Origin of the sequence: Janthinobacterium aestuarii (assembly GCF_046113285.1) — a bacterium.
In the GTDB taxonomy this organism is placed as follows: Bacteria; Pseudomonadota; Gammaproteobacteria; order Burkholderiales; family Burkholderiaceae_D; genus Janthinobacterium.
The window spans coordinates 3237936-3255829 of record NZ_CP142524.1 but is presented as its reverse complement, the minus strand read 5'-3'; the positions used below and the strand labels follow the sequence as shown (position 1 = coordinate 3255829).

Here is a 17894-nt window from a genome sequence, read left to right as displayed (position 1 = left end):
ATACCCGTCATGCGCGTTCCTGAACTGTCTACCTTGCGGCGCATTGCCGTTCCCCTTGCCTTTGGCGGCAACAGCGAACAGCAGCATACGTATTTTGCGGAATTGCACCGGGTCGGCCTGATCACGCAAGTGATGGGCATCATCGCCTTCAGTCTGGCCTGGCTGCTGATGCCGCCGGCCTACCATCCGAACCTGACGCACGCCGTGCTGGCCTTGCTGGGCATGTTGGCGAGTCTGGCCGTGCGCGCCCGCTGCACCACCTTGCCCGTGCTGACCATGACGGGTGCCTGCGCCGTGCTGGCGCTGACCTTCGGCTTGCGCACCATGGCCGATGCTGTCCACCACGCCAGCTTCTGGGTCTTGCCCGTGGGTGTCTTTATGACCCTGGCCATCGCTTCCATCTTCAATGGCGGTCTCAGCTACCTGGCCGTGGTGGCGGGCGTGTGGTGGAACGTGGGCCACGGCCTGTATCCGGTCAACGCTGGCTTGCCCGACCAGCCCTGGGTGCCGTTGATGATCGCCGTCAGCGTGCTGTTCGGGCTGGCGCTGAACGTCAGCTTCAGCTTATTGCGCCTGCGTAACTATCACGCCAAGGTGGAATTGACGCGGCTGGCCTTCCAGGACAGCCTGACGGGCTTGAACAACCGCCGCATGTTCACGCAGCGGGCCCAGCAGATGCATGGCGCAAGCCACGGCGGCATGCTGCATTTCCTGATGATCGACATCGACGATTTCAAGATCATCAACGACCAGCAGGGCCACGATGCGGGCGACGCGGTGCTCATGCGCACGGCCGCCATCATCGCGGACAAGGCGCAAAGCCATCTGTGCGGACGCCTGGGCGGCGAGGAATTCGGCATCGTCTACGCGGGCGACCGCGAGGCCGTGCGCGCCTTCGCCGGCGCCCTGGTCGCCGCCGTCAGCCAGGCTTTCCATGCGGCACAGTTCGTGTCGATCAGCGTGGGCGTGGCCGAGCTGGACCGGGACAAGGAGCTGAGCCACAGTTACCGCCTGGCCGACGAGGCGCTGTACCTGGCCAAGCGCCAGGGCAAGAACCGCTATGTGATTGCCTGATCCTGTTGTTGCAAGTTGGCAAAAACTGCCGCTTTCAGGGGCAAAATGGCCGGAAAGCCATAAGTTCCGGTAATAAAGCAGGGGTAAAACGGGTATAATGCGCGCAAAGGAAATTTGCCGTACGAAAGATATTGTCATACCTACCTTTAACCCGCAGCCACGCTGCATCAACCACCTTCCAATCATGTTGATACTGCCGGGTTCCAATGCCCTGTCCCATTTCCGTAGCCACCGTCTGTTAAGCCAACTGCAAGCCGTCTCGCCTGCGATCGTTGCCGTGCAAGCACGCTATGTCCATTTCATCGATGCCAGCGCGCCGCTCACGGCCGACGACAGCACGCGCCTTGGCGCCTTGCTGACGTACGGCGAGCCGGCCCAGGCCGACAATACGGAAGGCGCTGCCGAAGAATTCTTCGTCATCCCCCGTTTCGGCACGATCTCGCCGTGGGCCTCGAAAGCCACCGACATCGCGCACAACTGCGGCATGGCGCACATCAAGCGCGTCGAACGCGGCATCGCTTTCCGCATCAACCTGAAATCGGGCATCCTGGGCAGCGCCATCGGCGCCGGCAAACTGACGGACGAGCAAGTACAGGCCGTGGCCGACCTGCTGCACGACCGCATGACGGAATCCGTGCTGCGCAGCGCCGACGACGCCAAGGACTTGTTCCGCACGCTGGAAGCGCGTCCGTTGGAATCGATCGACTTGCTGGGGCAGGGCAAGCGCGCGCTGGAAGCGGCGAACACGGAACTGGGCCTGGCGATGTCGGAAGACGAAATCGACTACCTGGATGCCGCCTTCACCAAGGCCGGCCGCAATCCGACGGATGTGGAACTGATGATGTTCGCGCAGGCGAACAGCGAGCATTGCCGCCACAAGATCTTCAACGCCGACTGGACCATCGACGGCGTGGCGCAGCCCAAGTCGCTGTTCGGCATGATCAAGAACACGCATGAACTGCAGCCGAAAGGCACCGTCGTCGCCTACAGCGACAACTCGTCCATCATGGAAGGCGCTACGGTCTCGCGCTTCTACCCGCGCGGTGCGAACCACGAATACGCGGCATCGACGGAACTGACGCACACGCTGATGAAGGTGGAAACGCATAACCACCCGACGGCGATTTCTCCCTTCCCTGGCGCGTCCACGGGCGCGGGCGGCGAGATCCGCGACGAAGGCGCGACGGGCCGCGGCGCCAAGCCGAAGGCTGGCCTGACGGGTTTCACCGTGTCGAACCTGTCGCTGCCGGACGCCGTGCGCAGCTGGGAAACGGCCGCTTCCGTGACGGCGCCGCTGGCGGGCCGTACGGATGCAGATCAATACGGCAAGCCGGAACGCATCGCGTCGCCGCTGCAGATCATGATCGAAGGCCCGCTGGGCGGCGCCGCGTTCTCGAACGAATTCGGCCGCCCGGTCCTGGGCGGTTACTTCCGCACGTATGAGCAGAACGTCGGCGCAGACAAAGACGCCGTCTTCGGCTACCACAAGCCCATCATGATCGCGGGCGGCATCGGCAATATCTCGGCGCAGCACACGCACAAGAACGACATCCCCGTCGGCAGCCTGCTGGTGCAGCTGGGCGGCCCGGGCATGCGCATCGGCATGGGCGGCAGCGCCGCTTCGTCGATGACCACCGGCAGCAACACGGCCGACCTGGACTTCGATTCCGTCCAGCGCGGCAATCCTGAAATGGAACGCCGCGCCCAGGAAGTCATCAACGCCTGCTGGCAAATGGGCGCGGACAACCCGATCATCTCGATCCACGACGTGGGTGCGGGCGGCTTGTCGAACGCGTTCCCGGAAATCACCAACGACGCCAAGCGCGGCGCGATTTTCGACCTGCGCAAGATCCCGCTGGAAGAATCGGGCATGGCGCCGAAGGAAATCTGGAGCAATGAATCGCAGGAACGCTACGTCCTGGCCATCGCGCCGGAAAGCCTGCCTCTGTTCAAAGCCATGTGCGAACGCGAACGCTGCCTGTTCGCCGCCGTGGGCGTGGCCACCGAAGAGCGTCAACTGAAACTAATCGACCCGGAACTGGGTAACGAACCGGTCGACATGCCGATGGACGTCTTGCTGGGCAAGCCACCGAAGATGCAGCGCGACGTGGTCCATGTGGCCAACGATTTCCCGGCCATCGACCTGACGGGCATGGACCTGGTGGACGTAGCGCAAAAAGTGCTGCTGCTGCCGACCGTGGCCGACAAATCGTTCCTGATCACCATCGGCGACCGCAGCGTGGGCGGCATGACCGTGCGCGACCAGATGGTGGGACCGTGGCAAGTGCCGGTGGCCGATTGCGCCGTCACCACCATGAGCTTCGAAGGTTATCTGGGTGAAGCGATGGCCATGGGCGAACGCACGCCGCTGGCCGTCATCGACCCAGCAGCTTCCGGCCGCATGGCCGTGGGCGAAGCCGTCACCAACATCGCCGCCGCGGCGATTGCCGACATTTCCGACATCAAGCTGTCCGCCAACTGGATGGCCGCCTGCGGCCAGCCTGGCCAGGACGCGGCCCTGTATGACACCGTGAAAGCCGTCGGCATGGACCTGTGCCCGGCGCTGGGCATCAGCATCCCCGTCGGCAAGGATTCGCTGTCGATGCGCACGACCTGGAAAGACGAGAGCACGGGCGCGGCGAAATCCGTCACCTCGCCGGTGTCCCTGATCGTTTCCTCGTTCGCGCCAGTGACGGACGTGCGCAAGTCGCTCACGCCGCAGCTGAAAACGGACCAGGGCGATACGTCCTTGATCCTGATCGACCTCGGTCGCGGCAAGAACCGCCTGGGCGCCTCCGCCCTGGCGCAAGTCATGGGGCAGCTGGGCAATGAAACGCCGGACGTGGACAGCGCGGAAGACCTGAAAGGCTTCTTCGCCGCCATCCAAAAGCTCAACAGCGACGACAAGCTGCTGGCCTACCATGACCGTTCGGACGGCGGCCTGTACGCCACCCTGACGGAAATGGCCTTCGCCGGTCACACGGGCATGTCCGTCAACCTGGACATGCTGACCATGGAAGGCGAGCACTCGAGCGACTGGGGCGACGCCAAGAACTGGACGGGCCAGGTGGCGGAACGCCGCAACGAACTGACCCTGCGCGCCTTGTTCAGCGAAGAGCTGGGCGCCGTGATCCAGGTGCGCGCGGAAGAAAAATCCCTGGTCATGGACGTGCTGCGCACCTTCAACCTGGGCGCCTGCAGCCATATCATCGGTAAATTGAACGACCGCGACGTGATCGAATTCACGCGCGACGCCAAGCTCATTTACACCCAGCCGCGCGCGGACCTGCACCGCCTGTGGAGCGAAACGAGCTGGCGCATCGCCCGCCTGCGCGACAATCCTGCCTGCGCGGACGCCGAATACGACCGCCTGCTGGACGTGCAAGACCCGGGCATGTCGCCGATCGTCACCTTCGACCAGAACGAGAACATCGCCGCGCCATTCATCGCCACCGGCGTGCGTCCGCGTGTCGCCATCCTGCGCGAGCAGGGCGTCAACTCACACATCGAGACGGCGTACGTGATGCACCAGGCAGGTTTTACCGCTGTCGACGTGCACATGAGCGACCTGATCGCGGGCCGCGTGAAACTGGACGACTTCCAGGGCGTCATCGCCGTGGGCGGTTTCTCCTACGGCGACGTACTGGGCGCGGGCGAAGGCTGGGCGAAAACCATCCTGTTCAACGCCAGCCTGGCGGAACAGTTCGCGCGCTTCTTCAACCGCACGGACAGCTTCGGCCTGGGCATCTGCAACGGCTGCCAGATGATGAGCAACCTGAAATCGATCATCCCCGGCGCCCACGCCTGGCCGAAATTCACGCGCAACAAGTCGGAGAAATTCGAAGGCCGCTTTGCCATGGTCGAAGTGATGGATTCCCCATCGATCTTCTTCAACGGCATGGCCGGCACGCAAGCCGGCATCGCCATCGCCCACGGCGAAGGCTACGCCGACTTCTCGCAAACGGGCGACATCACCCAGGTCACCAAAGCCATGCGCTTCGTCGACAACAAGGGCGCCGCCACCGAAGCGTATCCGTACAACCCGAACGGCTCGCCGGAAGGCATCACCTCCGTCACTACGCCAGACGGCCGCTTCACCGTGCTGATGCCGCACGCGGAGCGCGTGTTCCGCAGCGTCCAGCAGTCGTACCACCCTGAAGCGTGGGGCGAGGATTCGCCGTGGATGCGCATGTTCAGGAATGCACGGAAGTTTGTGGGGTAATTAGTTCGCTTGCAGGGCAGCGCCGGAGTTCAAGGCGCTGCTGCTGGGGTAGGAGTGAGAAAGCCGCTGCCGGGAGACAGCGGCTTTTTGTTTACTAATAATACTGTAAGTAATATTATGTTGCGGGACTTATTTCGTGTCCGTATAATTTTATGTATTTTTTTTCAAGCTCCGCATCTAGTACTGAAAATATTTTTTTAAATTTTTGTGCCCAGTCATAATTTTCGGAAATTTCAGCTTTATTGACTAGGTGTTTTCTCAATTGATCTTTGTTTGCTTCAGTTTTCATGTCAAATGACTGTAATTTCCCGTCGACATCTATTAAGTAGCTAATAAACCAGTTTGGATGTTCTGCATACACGGTTGCAATCCAATCATGAGGGAAAAGACCCTCGAGAGTAAAGCCGGTTGGTAGGCTTATGGAATCTTTGTTCGCCTCAAAAGGGATTTTCTTTTGGCCGAAATATTGTTGTAGATTTTTAAGTGCCTTTTGTCCTGCATCATCGCCATCCATAACCACAATTACTGGGCGTTCTTTTTGGATAAATTCATATGTGGCTTTCATGAATCCTTCTAGGCCGGATACGCCGGTGAAGTCTAAGAAATCTGCATTTCTTAAGTATTTCCATAAGGTGTTTCCTTTTCCATCGTCAGGTATTTTTTCTAAGGCCCAACTAAAAATCTCTCTATCGCTTTTGCCTTCAACAAATATATTTATTAATCCTAAATTATAAAAATCACTGAACTTTACACCTAATGATCTTCTGATTGAATTGGTGGCATCAAGATAGTTGCTGTATGTTTTGGTTTTTGTCTCAGCGTTTACTACTTCAGTTCCTAATATTTTATTCGGATTTTTGTCAACAAACCCTAAAGAGTGCGTTGTAGAGACAAGTAAGGATTCTTTGGCGATCTCATTGAGCATGCCCAAGCAAGATTCTGTTAACTGCGGATGAAGGTATGACTCGGGTTCCTCAATTAACCATATTGTATTCTTTTTTGATATTCTTTCTTCTTTTGTGATCCAAAGAAATGATGCCAATATGGAGGCCGCTTGAATTCCCATACCTTTTCTGTCGACTGGGGTCGAAGAGGGGTCCGATAAATGAAACTCAAAAGACCCCAGTAACAATTCAAGTGAATCGCTTGGATACCTAAATTCGGAATTTATGTGCCCAAGACCTGCTATTTTCAGTTGAGAATCCAAATGGCTTGATATTTCTTTTAGTCTTATCTTAATTTCTGAATTTTTTTCATCTATTATTTTTGATATGGATTTTTTGACGAATGGCAATAAAAGGGAGGAGTATAAATCATTTATGCTTTTTGATGATGGTACATAGTGGCAGATGAATTTATTTAGAAGTAAATTTATTGCTTGAATTTGTTTTTTTGAGAATTTTGCTTGTGCCCCAGCTTTGTATTTTTCATTTGAAAATAGTCTATAGCTAGGGTTGCTAGACTTTGAGGCGAATGATAGATATAAAGAAAATTTCGGAAGGACATCAATTTCCTTTTCTAGTAATAAGCAAAGTTCCTTGTATATGACGAAGAAGTCAGAGTCTTCGCCATGAATATCGCCGCTGAAATTGGCAACGATACTGGTTTGGCCGGATGAGTCGAAGGAGAAATCTGAATCGTAGTTATAGCCTGCAGAATTTTCGTATCCAGTGAATACTAATTCAATGGCCTTTAAAATATTTGTTTTTCCGCTGCTATTTGGGCCAACTATCGTTAGGCCGTTACTTAGATCTATAGTCTGTTCGGTTCTTATTGTGCGGAAGTTTCTTATCTTAATGGATTCTAGTTTCATATTAATTTTTCTTAAAATTTAAAAATATATTTTTCATTTGCAAAACGTTTGCACCCCCACAATCACCACCGCGCGTCTAAACTGCGATTCTTCGATCTTTCCTTCGATGACGTCATCCGTCATGCCCGACATGTGCGGGTCGTTGAAGACGGCCATCATGATGGTGGCGCCGCCGTTGATGATCGATGACAGGGTGCTGGAGGTGACGCGCACGCTGGGGTCGAGCACGCCCGCGTACAGGGCGGCGAAGACGCCGACCGTCCACAGGGCCGTGGCGATGACGATGGAGACGGAGACGCCGGATTTTTGGCGCAGGCCCGTGACGTTGGCGGGCTTGGGCAGGCTGGCGGAGGTCTTGAGGTAGGACAAGCCGCCCTTGAAGACGGCGTGCAGCAGCAGTTTCGGTACCGACCTGTGAACCTGGAAATGCTCGACGGCGCGGCAGAAGGCGCGCTGGAAGGTGGGGATCAGTATGGCGCCGATTATCGTCGCCAGGCTGGCGGAGAACAGCAGCCAGCGGAAGTCTAGCAATAGCGTGCTGGCGGCGACATGCTGGTCTATGCCCGTTTCCACGCGCTTGGCCATGAATGGTCCCAGGAACGAGTTCGACGTGCGCGACAGCAGCATCAGGATGCTGAACAGGGCCAGCGACACAGCGATGCGCCGCGTGCGGATGCCGGCGATGCGCACGGAATAGGCGAGGGTGCCGATGATGTGGATGATGAACGTCAGCGCGCAAATCAGCAGCAATTGCTTGTCCATCACAACCTTGCAGTATGGAAAATGTAATTCCATGCTGCCATGAAATTATTTATTTTTCAACTGCGAATAAGGCAATTTTCAAGTTAATTCGTTTTCGTCATGTTTTGTGTGTTTGTATGCTGACGGCAGTTTTTCACCCCAAGGCAGAAACTGGGGTCAGACCCGACGGGTCTGACCCCGGCACTTGTTCTGGGTTTGGCCATGCTTTTATCGGAGGCAAGGCTCGTTCCCGCCGCTTGCATTTGAGGCATGTGCCCTCAGTTGGGTGGGAGTGGCAACGTAGAGCGCTGCCGCACCCACACCAACCCGGAGGTACGCCATGAGTTTCGATTCCTTTTTGAGCAAGCTGAAGTCCAAGGCAAGTGAACTGAAAACCGAGGCACTGAAGTACAAGAACAAGGATTTCCTGAACGCCGCGATGGCCGGATCGGCCCTGATCGCCATGGCCGACGGCAGCGTCAGTGCGGAAGAGAAGCAGAAGATGGTGAAGTTTATTGAAAGCAATGATGCGCTATCCGTGTTTACCGCCACGGACGTGATCAAGGCTTTCCAGGACTATGTCGGCCAGCTGGAGTTCGACAAGGATATCGGCGAAGCCAAGGCGTATCAGGCGCTGGGCAAGATGAAGTCGAATGTGGAGGCGTCGCGCTTGCTGGTGCGCATGATTATCGCCGTCGCTTCGTCGGACGGCAATTTCGACGCCAATGAGCAGCGCGTTGCCAGCAAGATCGCGCGCGAGCTGGGCTTGACTCCAGCGGAGTTCGAGTTGCAGTAAAGCCAGGCCAGCCGGCCCCGGCTGGCTTAACTCTTGTCCCACCACGGCGGCGTGCCCGACGACCAGGGGCACGCCATGTCCACTTCGCGTATCCTGTAGCGGATCTCGATCACCTGGCCGGGGCTGAAGGGACCGCGCTTCCAGTCGCCGGAATCAAAGACGTAGCCTTTGCCCTTGATGCAATGCGTGGTCGGATTGTTGCCGATGGGACCGGTAGAGTGCAGGGTAACGCGCACTTCGCCGTTGGCGTCCAGCGGGGCGTCGCCGCCCATGAACAGTGGATCCGAGCCGACGTCGCAGACAGTGGTGCTGCCTATCTTGCTGCAGCGCTTGATGTATGTTTCCTGGCGCGCCTGGGCCAGGTAATCGTCATGCCGCATCGGCTTGCCGTCGTCATAGGTAAAGCGCAGGGTCACTTGCGTGGGTTCGCTGGCCGGATGGCGCGTGGTGCTGGTGCAGGCGGCGCTGACCAGCGCCAGCAGGGGCCAGGCCAGCAGGCGCAGGCCACCGCGCAGCAGCGTCGAGAGCGGATTGTTGCCGGGTGAGTGTTGCATGTGCCGTTGCCATCTGTCTCATGATCGGGGCGCCGATCATAGCATGTGCCGGCAGCGGTTCGGCTAGGGCGCGCCGCGATTCAATTCCTGCAGCACTTTCTTGCACAACACCCCATAGCCCACGCCCGTGCCGCGCTTGTGTGGGGCCAAGTCAACTCTGGCGCTGATGTCGTCCCACGCCACGCTGCCAGGCAAGGGTCGCAGGTCGTCGTCGAGGTCCATTTCGAAATGGATGAAGCGGCCATCGGCGCTCAGCAGCTTGCCGCAGACGAGGGGGAGGTCGGGGAAGGCCAGTTGCAGGTCGAGCATGATGGCCGTGTCCAGCGCCACGCCATGGCTGGCCGCGCACTGGCGCAAGGCGTCGGGCAGGGGGCGGGCGCGCCACCAGGCCGCCGTCTGTTTGATGGCGGCCAGGGTCAGCGCGTTTTGCTGTTGCACAGAATATTGCTTGCTCATGGCTGTCACCCATGCGGAAGGCGGCTTGCTGCGTCAACGCGATGCCAGGCTCATGCTTTGCACATGGGCGGGCACGATGTCGCCGCTGGCCAGTTTTTCGGCCGGCACCACCATCAGCACTTCGCCGCCCACGCTGCCATCGTCGCGCAAGTCAATGCGCATGGCCAGTTGCCGGTCGAGCGCCACGAAGCTGTTGCTGCTGCTGGCGACGATGCGGTGTTCTTCCTGGTCATCGATGCGCGCATACATCATGGCGCCGATGCTGCCTATATTGCGCAGGTGGAGCACCTGGCCGTTCGACAACTCATAGCCGCCGCGGAACGGAGAAAATTCTTGCGCGCTCATGAAGTGCCTGTGGGCGGGCAGTTCGATCGTCTGCATGCGTCCGCCTGGAATGACGACGGTCTGGCTGTCGGGAAGCGTTTGTGCATTTGCCAGCAGGGCGCAGATGCCCAGGGTGCCGGCCAAGATCCATGTTTTCATTTTTCTACCCATCCTTGAACTTTGATGCCGTCCGCTGCCGGCGCGGCGATATTGTTGTCGATGCCAGGGAAATCGCGCCGGGTGGCCCGCATGCGCCGTGGTGACCTTGGCAAGGCGGGGGCGCCCGGTCTTGCCAGTGTAGGCAGGCAAGATGCCGCGCACATCATCCGATCGGATGACACGGCCTCAGGCATCCAACACGGTCAGGTGCGCCGTCGCGCTGTGGATCAGCGCGATCAGCTCGCCCTGGCGGCGCGTGTCGGTCTTCAAATAGGTGTGGTGCAGATGCGTCTTGACGGTATTGACGCTGATGCCGCCGCGCGCGGCGATTTCCTCGATGGTGGCCCCTTGCGCCAGTGCCTTGCCCACTTGCGCTTCGGCTTGCGTCAAGTCGAACAGCTGCCGCAAGGCAGTGACAGACGTGCTCGCTTGGGTGGGATCGCGCGCGATCAGCAGCGCGCATGGGGGCTGGCAATCGGCAAGCGGGGTGACTGTCAGGGCCAGGGGACCTTGTTGTTTGCGCGCCAGGCGCAGCGACTGGCATTGCGCTGCGCCGCCGGTGCTGGCGATGACCATGCGCACGGCGCGCGCCAGGTCGGGCGGCGCGCCGTGCGCCAGTTGCGCCGCATGCAAGGCGTGGCCGGCGGGCGTCGCGAAACGCAGTCCGAGGTTGGCGTCGAGCACCAGCACGATGGCGCCCATGGCGTCGAGCGCCGCCAGCGCGCAGTGGCTGGCCAGTTGCGCTTCGCGCAGGCGCTGCTGCAGGCACAGGGCGCGTTGCAGATGCGGCAAGAGTTCCTGCCATTGCTGGCCATTCAGGTCAGCGCTGTCGAGCTGCGGCCAGTCGCCCGCGCCGCAGGCCGAGTCGTACATGGCGGCGATCAGTTTCCCCACATCCGCCGTTGCTGTACCTGTGTCCATGCTTGCCCCCAATTCTGACTACATCAGTGTGCCGCAGGCGCGCAGGTGCGGAACTGGGTAAGGGCGGTGTTGCGCAGCGATTCGTCCCACCTTTGTGAGGAAGGTCTGTTCGCTGCCTTCTGTCCTGGGCAACTATCAAGATAGTACAAAGATATCGGTGCCGCAATGGTTCGCGCCTGTCCTTCTGGATAGTGTTCTGTAGGAAACTCGCGCGGGTAAATCACGGCCATGATGTAAGATTCGCACTATGTCCGATTTCACATTTACCGATTGCCCATGAGTTCAATAATGATTCCCGACGTCGCCCTGGTCGACAACACCGAACAACGCACGCCGCTGGTGCTTGTGCTCGACTGCTCCGGCAGCATGGCGGGCGAACCCGTCGCGCTGCTCAACGATGGCCTGGCCTTGCTGGAACAGGAACTCAAGTCCGATGTGATCGCCGCCAAGCGCGTGCGCATCCTCGTGATTCAATACGGCGCCCACGATGAAGCCGTGGTGGCCAGCACCTGGTGCGACGCCATGGATTTCACGGCGCCCCGGCTTGAAGCGAACGGCACCACGCCGACCGGGGCGGCTGTCGAACTGGCCCTGGCCGAGATCGAGCAGGAAAAGCAGCGCTTCCGCGCGGCGGGTGTGGCGTACACGCGGCCGTGGCTGTTTTTGATGTCGGACGGCGAGCCGACGGACCGCTGGCAGCGCGGCGCCGAGCAGGCGCGCGCGGCTGAACAGGCGAATAAAGTGGCGATCTTCCCCATCGCCGTGGGCGACCATGCGAACATCGATACGCTGGGGCAGTTTTCCAGCCGTGGCGAACGGGGCGTGAAGCAGCTGAAAGGCTTGCAATTCCGCGAGCTGTTCCTGTGGCTGAGCGCCAGCATGCAGGTGGTGTCGCAGTCGCGCCCCGGCGCGCAGGCGCAGCTGGCTTCGACGGACGGCTGGTCTGTCGTGAGTACGTGAAAGCCCGTTGATCCATGGCGATAGCAAATCAGCATTGGCGCGTGTTCGGCGCCTCCGTCACGGGCAAGGCGCACCTGGATAAAGACATCCCTTGCCAGGATGCGCACGCGCACGCCGTCGTGAACGACGTTTTGGTGGCCATCGTCTGCGATGGCGCCGGTTCGGCCCGCCTCAGCGAGCAGGGCGCGCAGTTTGTCGCGGCGCACACCGTGCAGGCGCTGGCCGGACGGCTGGAGCAGGGCGCCACCGTGCAGGATCTGCATGACGGCGCGCTGGCGGCGACCCTGGCGCAGATCCGCGCCGCGCTCGACGACATCGCCCGTGCCGCCAACGCCACCCTGGACGACTACGCCTGCACGGTCGTCGGCGTGGTCATGGGGCAAGAGGCCGGCTTCTTCTTCCACCTGGGCGATGGCCTGGGCGTGGCGCAACTGATGGACGGTGGCGAACTGATCTCGCTGCCTGCGAATGGCGAATACGCCAATGAAACCTACTTCATCAGCGGCGAGCGCTGGCGCGAACAGCTGCGCCTGCTGGCGATTCCGCAAGCCGTGCGCGGCGTCGTGCTGATGTCGGACGGCTGCATGCCGTTTGCCATGAGCAAGAACAATGCAGCGCTGTACGCGCCGTTCATGGATGCCGTGCAAGGCTATCTGCGCACGGTCGAGAGCAGCGAGCTGGGCAATACGGCGCTGGCGTCCACCCTGGCCGACCCGCGCACGCATCAGATCACGGGCGACGACAAGACCCTGCTGCTGGCCTTGCGCGCATGAGCCGGAAGCAGGGAGTCACGCCCGGTCTGAGTCCGGGCGGCAAGATATGGCTGGATAAAGTCCGTAGCCTGGTGCTGGGCAAACTGATAAAAAGCGGCGGGGCGGGCAGCGTGTATCTGCTGCCCGGCGCGCCCGCGCAGGTGGCCAAGCTGTACCACCCGCATCTGGACCGGGCCGCCAACCGGCGCAAGCTCGAAGCGATGCTGGAACTGTTGCCCGAATTGCCCGACCAGCTGGAAAACGGCAAGCGCTATGTGCAGATCGCGTGGCCGCAAGCGGCCGTGTTCGACGGCCAGGGCGGCTTCGCCGGTTTCGTCATGCCCCTGCTGGACATGGCGCAGACGGCCGAGCTGGAACAGATCATGCAGGAGCGGCAAGCGCGCGCGGCCGGCTTGCCCACGGGACTCGGTCCCAAGCTGACCCTGGCCGCCAATCTGGCCGCCGTCCTCGACGCGCTGCACCAGCAGCAGCATTACGTGGTCGACTTAAAACCCGTGAACCTGCGCTTTTACCGCGATTCACTGTACATCGCCATGCTCGACTGCGACGGTTTCAGCATCCAGGGTCATGCGGAGCGTTTTCCTGCCGAGCAATTTACGGCCGACTACCTGGCGCCGGAATTCCAGCGCAAGGGCATGCCTGCGGGCACGGAGCTGGCGCAAGACCGCTTTGCCCTGGCCGTCGTCATCTTTCAGTTGCTCAACTTCGGCATCCACCCGTACAGCGGGCGGCCCGGCAATGCGCAGGCACCCACCGACATTCCCGGCCGCATCCGCGACGGTTATTACGCGTATGGCGTGAAGCGCCACAAGAACATGGCGCCGAACGCCACCAGCGGCCACGCGCTGATGCCGCCCGAATTGCGCGCCATGTTCGACCGCGCGTTTTCCCAGTCGCCAAACTCCCAGCGGCCATCTGCGGCCGACTGGGCGCAATTGCTGCGAGGCTATGCGCAGCGCAGCGGCGGCAAGTTGACAGTGTGCGCCGTGAATCCCGAACATCAGCATTTTGCGGGCCAGGGCTGCACGGCCTGCGCGCGCGACAAGGTCATAGCCTCGGCCGCGCAAGCCTCGGTGCAGGCGCAGCAGATGCAACCGCAACAGCCATCGTTGCCGCAGCAGCGCGGCGCGCACCATACGGCGCCGGGCCAGGCGCCGGTGTTCATCCCCGTGGCGGGCAACACGGGGGGCGGCATCACGGGCAAGGGCTGGGCCGTCGTGGTGCTGCTGATCGTGCTGTTCCTGATCGGCTTTACGGCCTGGACCTCGTCGCCCGACGAGGCGAAGGACAAGGCCGCGATGCAGGCCCAAGCCGACCAGGCGGCCAGCCTGGAAGTATTCAGCTGGCGCCCCCGCAAGGCGGCCGGTTTCCAGCCGTCCGATGCGCGCAAGGCCGTGCGCAGCCTGTCGCAAGCGGTCAGCAAGGGCGACGATGACGCCGTCACGCGGGGCTTGCAGCTGTTGTACCGTGCCGGAGAGCAAAAATCGTCTGTCTACGGCGGCGACCCTGTCCAGGCGCAGCTGCGTGCGTCCTTGCTGGAAGGCCTGGGCTGGGTGCCTGGCTATGAGCCGGCGCTGGTGGCTAACTACCTTGACTTGCTGCAAGCGAACCCGCGCGACCATCTGGTGGCGGCGGCCATGGGGCGCATGCACCTGAGCCTGAACGAACCGCAGGCCGCGCGCCAGTACTTCGAGCAAGCCTTGTGGGCACGCCCGACCGATGGCACGGCCTGGCTGGGCATCGCGGCGACGGCGCTGCTGCGTGGCGGCGACGAGCGCGATGCCGTCAACATGGTGGCGCTGGCGCAGCTGACGGCCTACCGTTATGCCGTGCAGAACGCCTTGCCCGCCGAGCCGGGCCAGCCGTCCGACAATGGCGTCGCCCGCACGATGCAACGCATGGACCTGAACGCCAAGATGCTGCGCCTGGTTCAGGGGTGGGATTACCAGAAGCGCTGGGACAAGGCGCTGGCCGATGGCGCGCTGCTGGCGGCCAGACTGAAGGCCATGCCACCGCTGCGGGACCAGGTCGGCGGCGTGCAGCGCGAGACGATGACGACCGTGACTTACGGCGTGCTGGACGAACAGCATGCAACGGGTGAAAACCGCCTGACCCTGACCATTGCGGCCGACGGCACGCTCAGCTATGCGGCGGCCGAGTTGCCGATGGAGCCGATGCTCAACAAGGTGCTGCTCGACAGCGTGAAGCGCTGGACCTACTTGCCGGCCGTGCAGCACGGTCAATTGCGGGAGGCCAAGGTGGTGGTGCTGGTGCGCTATCGTAACGGCCGGGTCAGCTTCGTGCCGGCCGGCGTGGCCGCCACGACGGAAAATTAAAGGAATACCATGAAAATCAAGACCTTATGTGCGCTGCTTGGCGCTTGCCTGCTGACCCCGGGTCTGGCGCAGGCGGACATCGTGCAGCGTCAACTGCTGACAAGCATGGCCGTCGAACCCGACAGCGAAGGCGGCGACGTGTTCACGATTGCCGGCACGACGGCCTGCGGCGGCAAGCAGATCCGCATGGATGCCCGCTCGGTCAATCTGGACGAGGCGCCGTACGACGCGCTGAAAGCCGATCTGGCCCGGCACATCCGCAGCAAGACGCCCATGCTCGTCACCCTGAAAAAATGCCCCGAGGATGCAAGCGTGCCCATCGTGCGCCAGATCGCCGCCTGCACGCCAGCCGCCTGTGCCGATGGCCGGGCGCGGCTGTACCTGCACGAAGGTTTCTACCCCATCGAGCAGGAAAAAGCGCCCAACGTGCTGCTGTTGCCCTTGCCGAAAGGCAAGCTGCCAGGCACGTGGAAGGTCGATATTTATAGCGTCGCCGACCACAAGCTGCGCCTGTCCGGCCAGGTCAACCGCGCCGATTATGCCTCCGGCGAGCTGGTGAGCGGCTATGTCACGTATTACCCGAATGGCAAGGTCGAGAAACAGGTGGCGCAGAATGGGCAAGGCCGCCAGCACGGCATCGGCAGCAAGTATTATCCGGACGGCACGCTGGAGCTGCGCGGCAACTGGCGCCACGGCATGCCCGAGGGCGAGCACCAGCGCTATCACGCGACGGGCAAGCTGAGCGAGACGAGCAGCTACCGCGACGGCCAGCGCCTGGACGGGCCCGTGCAAACCTTCGATGAAAATGGCAAGCCCGGCACCAGCTACACTTTGCGTGGCGGCAAGATGGAAGGCGAGATGCTCACGTATTTCCCGGATGGAAAAATCTCCAGCCGTTCAGAAATGAAGGACGGCAAGTCCAATGGCGTGACGACGAATTACTACCCCGATGGCGCCGTGCACGCCAGGATGACGCAGGTCGACGATTTGCCGGTCGGGGAAGCGCTGGAGTTCTATCCCGACGGCAAGGTGCAAAGCCGCCAGCGGTACGGCGCCAAGGGCGGGCTGCTGAGCCTGCAGCGCTACAGTCCGCAGGGCGTGCTGGTGCTGGAACGACGCTGGGATGCGCAATGGCGCGAGCAGGGCACGTCGCGCTCGTGGTACGAAAGCGGCAAGCCCGAGCAAGCCATCGAGTATGTGAACGACCGGCGCGACGGCTGGAGCCGCAGCTGGCGCGAGGATGGCAGCCTGAAAAGCGAATGCCGCTATGTGGCCGGCAAGGCCCAGGGCGCATGCGGGGAGGCGCCGCCGGCGCCGGAACTGCAGCGCAAGGAGCAAGCATGGCGCGCCTTGTGAAGCACGTGCTTGGCGCCATGCTGCTGTTGCCGGTGCTGGCCCACGCCGAGATCGAACAGCGGCAAGTGGTCAGCGCGATCAAGGCCGAGGCCGGCAAGGGCGGCGGCGATGTACTGACACTGGCCAGTGACAACGGTTGCGGCGGGCGCCAGGTGCGCATGGATGCCTTGTCCGTGCACCTGGACGCAGCGCAATACGCGGCCATGAAGCAGCAGCTGGCGCCGTTGATACGCGAGGCGACGCCCTTGCTGATGCGCATCAGATCGTGTCCGGCACCCGGCGCAGCGCTCGCCATGCCCGAAGTCAGCAAGCTGGGCGGCTGCGAGCCGCAAGCGTGTGCGGACGGCAAGGCGCGCCTGTATTTGAATCACCATCTGTCGCGCGGCGAAGTGAAGGAACATGCGCGCTATACGCTGGTCGTTCCGCTGCCGCCCGGCAAGACGCCGGGCACCTGGCAAGTCGAGATCTATCATGTGCGCGAAGACGAGCCGAAGCGGCTGACGGGCCAGGTCGACGCCCCCGATTACCTGCGCGGCAAGCTGGTGGGCAACTACAGCATGTATTACCCGCATGGTCAGCTGGAAATGCTGGTGGAGCAGGACGGGCGCGGCGTGCAGGAAGGCGTGCAGACCCGCTATTACCCGGACGGCCAGGTTTCCATGCGCGGCAGCTGGCGCAATGGCGTGCAGGAAGGCGAAGAGCAGACTTATCACCAGAGTGGCAAGCTGATCGAGTCGCGCACCTACCGCAACGGCGCCCGCGCCGATGGTGTGGTGGAAACGTTCGATGAAAACGGCAAGCTGCGCACGCGCATGACGCGGGTCAAGGGCGAGACGGACGGCGAGCTGCTGCTGTTCTATCCCGATGGCAGCGTGGAAAGCCGCAGCCTGTATGTGAATGGCATCATGACGGGCCCCAGCACCGGCTATTTCCCGGATGGCAAGGTACGCAGCACGGTAAGCTATGTGGACGGCAAGCCCGCCGGCGACAGCGTCGAATATTATCCGGACGGCAAGGTCGCCAGCAAGCGCACGCACAGCGGCCATTACGTGCTGCGCAGCGAACAGCGCTTCAGCCCCCAAGGCGTGTTGCTCGTGCAGAAACAGTGGAACGAGGGCGGCCGCGAGGAGGGCGCATTGCGCTCTTGGTACGCCGATGGCAAGCCGAAGCAGCTGATCGAATACGTCGATGGCGAGCGCCAGGGCTGGACCCGGCACTGGCGCGCAGATGGCAGCCTGGAAAGCGAATGCCGCTATGTGGCGGACGAGCCGCAGGGGGAGTGTATGGGTGCGTCTGCCAAGATGTCGTACACACAGGTACAGGTACAGGTACGGGAATGACACTGGTTGGCGTCCACGGTTCGTCCGGTCGCAGCACTGTGCTGCTGGCGTAAAACACCGCTGCCAGCC

At 61.2% G+C, this 17894-nt stretch carries 14 protein-coding genes; 8 read left to right on the top strand and 6 right to left on the bottom strand.

Translation table 11 applies throughout. The features are described 5' to 3' along the window. Positions 1-9 precede the first annotated feature (9 nt). A complete protein-coding gene (locus tag OX462_RS14695) occupies positions 10-1074 on the top strand; it encodes a GGDEF domain-containing protein (RefSeq protein ID WP_230503463.1) in 1065 nt (354 codons plus the stop codon). Positions 1075-1258: 184 nt separating this feature from the next. After that, positions 1259-5296: a phosphoribosylformylglycinamidine synthase gene (purL, locus tag OX462_RS14690; RefSeq protein WP_409026401.1), complete on the top strand. Its 4038-nt coding sequence runs from the start codon at positions 1259-1261 to the stop codon at positions 5294-5296. Positions 5297-5411: 115 nt separating this feature from the next. Here purL and OX462_RS14685 read toward each other — a convergent pair whose 3' ends face one another. Further along, a complete protein-coding gene (locus OX462_RS14685) occupies positions 5412-7109 on the bottom strand; it encodes an ATP-dependent nuclease (protein ID WP_409026400.1) in 1698 nt (565 codons plus the stop codon). A gap of 33 nt (positions 7110-7142) precedes the next feature. Continuing rightward, the gene (locus tag OX462_RS14680) at positions 7143-7871 is read right to left on the bottom strand and encodes a lipid II flippase family protein (RefSeq protein ID WP_409026399.1); all 729 of its coding nucleotides are present in this window, start codon (positions 7869-7871) and stop codon (positions 7143-7145) included. 319 nt (positions 7872-8190) lie between these two features. On the opposite strand from OX462_RS14680, the gene OX462_RS14675 reads away from it, so the two are divergent. Continuing rightward, positions 8191-8646, top strand: coding sequence for a tellurite resistance TerB family protein (locus OX462_RS14675; RefSeq protein WP_409026398.1), 456 nt, complete (start codon positions 8191-8193; stop codon positions 8644-8646). 26 nt (positions 8647-8672) lie between these two features. Here OX462_RS14675 and OX462_RS14670 read toward each other — a convergent pair whose 3' ends face one another. The 4 genes from OX462_RS14670 to OX462_RS14655 form a co-directional block, all read right to left on the bottom strand. Beyond that, entirely contained in the window at positions 8673-9200 is a 528-nt protein-coding gene (locus tag OX462_RS14670; protein WP_409026397.1) for a hypothetical protein, read from the bottom strand. A gap of 63 nt (positions 9201-9263) precedes the next feature. Next, positions 9264-9656: a hypothetical protein gene (locus OX462_RS14665; RefSeq protein WP_070310827.1), complete on the bottom strand. Its 393-nt coding sequence runs from the start codon at positions 9654-9656 to the stop codon at positions 9264-9266. A 33-nt stretch (positions 9657-9689) separates the two neighbouring features. Continuing rightward, positions 9690-10139 carry a hypothetical protein gene (locus OX462_RS14660; RefSeq protein ID WP_409026396.1) on the bottom strand — a complete coding sequence of 150 codons (450 nt, stop codon included), beginning with the start codon at positions 10137-10139 and terminating at the stop codon, positions 9690-9692. Between the two features lie 186 nt (positions 10140-10325). Next, positions 10326-11060 carry a helix-turn-helix transcriptional regulator gene (locus OX462_RS14655; RefSeq protein WP_409026395.1) on the bottom strand — a complete coding sequence of 245 codons (735 nt, stop codon included), beginning with the start codon at positions 11058-11060 and terminating at the stop codon, positions 10326-10328. A 276-nt stretch (positions 11061-11336) separates the two neighbouring features. Here OX462_RS14655 and OX462_RS14650 point away from each other — a divergent pair, with 276 nt between their 5' ends. Genes OX462_RS14650 through OX462_RS14630 form a run of 5 tightly spaced genes read left to right on the top strand, consistent with a single transcriptional unit; the run spans position 11337 to position 17825 of the window. Next, the gene (locus OX462_RS14650) at positions 11337-12020 is read left to right on the top strand and encodes a vWA domain-containing protein (RefSeq protein WP_070310824.1); all 684 of its coding nucleotides are present in this window, start codon (positions 11337-11339) and stop codon (positions 12018-12020) included. A gap of 14 nt (positions 12021-12034) precedes the next feature. Continuing rightward, a complete protein-coding gene (locus OX462_RS14645; protein ID WP_409026394.1) occupies positions 12035-12793 on the top strand; it encodes a PP2C family serine/threonine-protein phosphatase in 759 nt (252 codons plus the stop codon). Next, a complete protein-coding gene (locus OX462_RS14640) occupies positions 12790-15129 on the top strand; it encodes a hypothetical protein (protein WP_409026393.1) in 2340 nt (779 codons plus the stop codon). Before OX462_RS14645 ends, OX462_RS14640 begins: the two co-directional genes overlap by 4 nt. A 9-nt stretch (positions 15130-15138) precedes the next feature. Beyond that, a complete protein-coding gene (locus OX462_RS14635) occupies positions 15139-16485 on the top strand; it encodes a toxin-antitoxin system YwqK family antitoxin (protein WP_409026392.1) in 1347 nt (448 codons plus the stop codon). After that, positions 16470-17825 (top strand): toxin-antitoxin system YwqK family antitoxin, encoded by a 1356-nt coding sequence (locus OX462_RS14630; RefSeq protein WP_409026391.1) that lies wholly within the window; start codon positions 16470-16472, stop codon positions 17823-17825. The genes OX462_RS14635 and OX462_RS14630 overlap by 16 nt, the downstream gene beginning before the upstream one ends. Positions 17826-17894: the final 69 nt, after the last annotated feature.

Bases quoted from the DNA above. Each gene is read 5' to 3' on its own strand.
- OX462_RS14660 (WP_409026396.1), bottom strand. From the start codon at position 10,139: ATGAAAACATGGATCTTGGCCGGCACCCTGGGCATCTGCGCCCTGCTG.
- OX462_RS14645 (WP_409026394.1), top strand. From the start codon at position 12,035: ATGGCGATAGCAAATCAGCATTGGCGCGTGTTCGGCGCCTCCGTCACG.
- OX462_RS14695 (WP_230503463.1), top strand. From the start codon at position 10: ATGCGCGTTCCTGAACTGTCTACCTTGCGGCGCATTGCCGTTCCCCTT.
- OX462_RS14630 (WP_409026391.1), top strand. From the start codon at position 16,470: ATGGCGCGCCTTGTGAAGCACGTGCTTGGCGCCATGCTGCTGTTGCCG.
- OX462_RS14685 (WP_409026400.1), bottom strand. From the start codon at position 7,109: ATGAAACTAGAATCCATTAAGATAAGAAACTTCCGCACAATAAGAACC.
- OX462_RS14650 (WP_070310824.1), top strand. From the start codon at position 11,337: ATGAGTTCAATAATGATTCCCGACGTCGCCCTGGTCGACAACACCGAA.
- OX462_RS14665 (WP_070310827.1), bottom strand. From the start codon at position 9,656: ATGAGCAAGCAATATTCTGTGCAACAGCAAAACGCGCTGACCCTGGCC.
- OX462_RS14635 (WP_409026392.1), top strand. From the start codon at position 15,139: ATGAAAATCAAGACCTTATGTGCGCTGCTTGGCGCTTGCCTGCTGACC.
- purL (WP_409026401.1), top strand. From the start codon at position 1,259: ATGTTGATACTGCCGGGTTCCAATGCCCTGTCCCATTTCCGTAGCCAC.
- OX462_RS14675 (WP_409026398.1), top strand. From the start codon at position 8,191: ATGAGTTTCGATTCCTTTTTGAGCAAGCTGAAGTCCAAGGCAAGTGAA.
- OX462_RS14640 (WP_409026393.1), top strand. From the start codon at position 12,790: ATGAGCCGGAAGCAGGGAGTCACGCCCGGTCTGAGTCCGGGCGGCAAG.
- OX462_RS14680 (WP_409026399.1), bottom strand. From the start codon at position 7,871: ATGGACAAGCAATTGCTGCTGATTTGCGCGCTGACGTTCATCATCCAC.
- OX462_RS14655 (WP_409026395.1), bottom strand. From the start codon at position 11,060: ATGGACACAGGTACAGCAACGGCGGATGTGGGGAAACTGATCGCCGCC.
- OX462_RS14670 (WP_409026397.1), bottom strand. From the start codon at position 9,200: ATGCAACACTCACCCGGCAACAATCCGCTCTCGACGCTGCTGCGCGGT.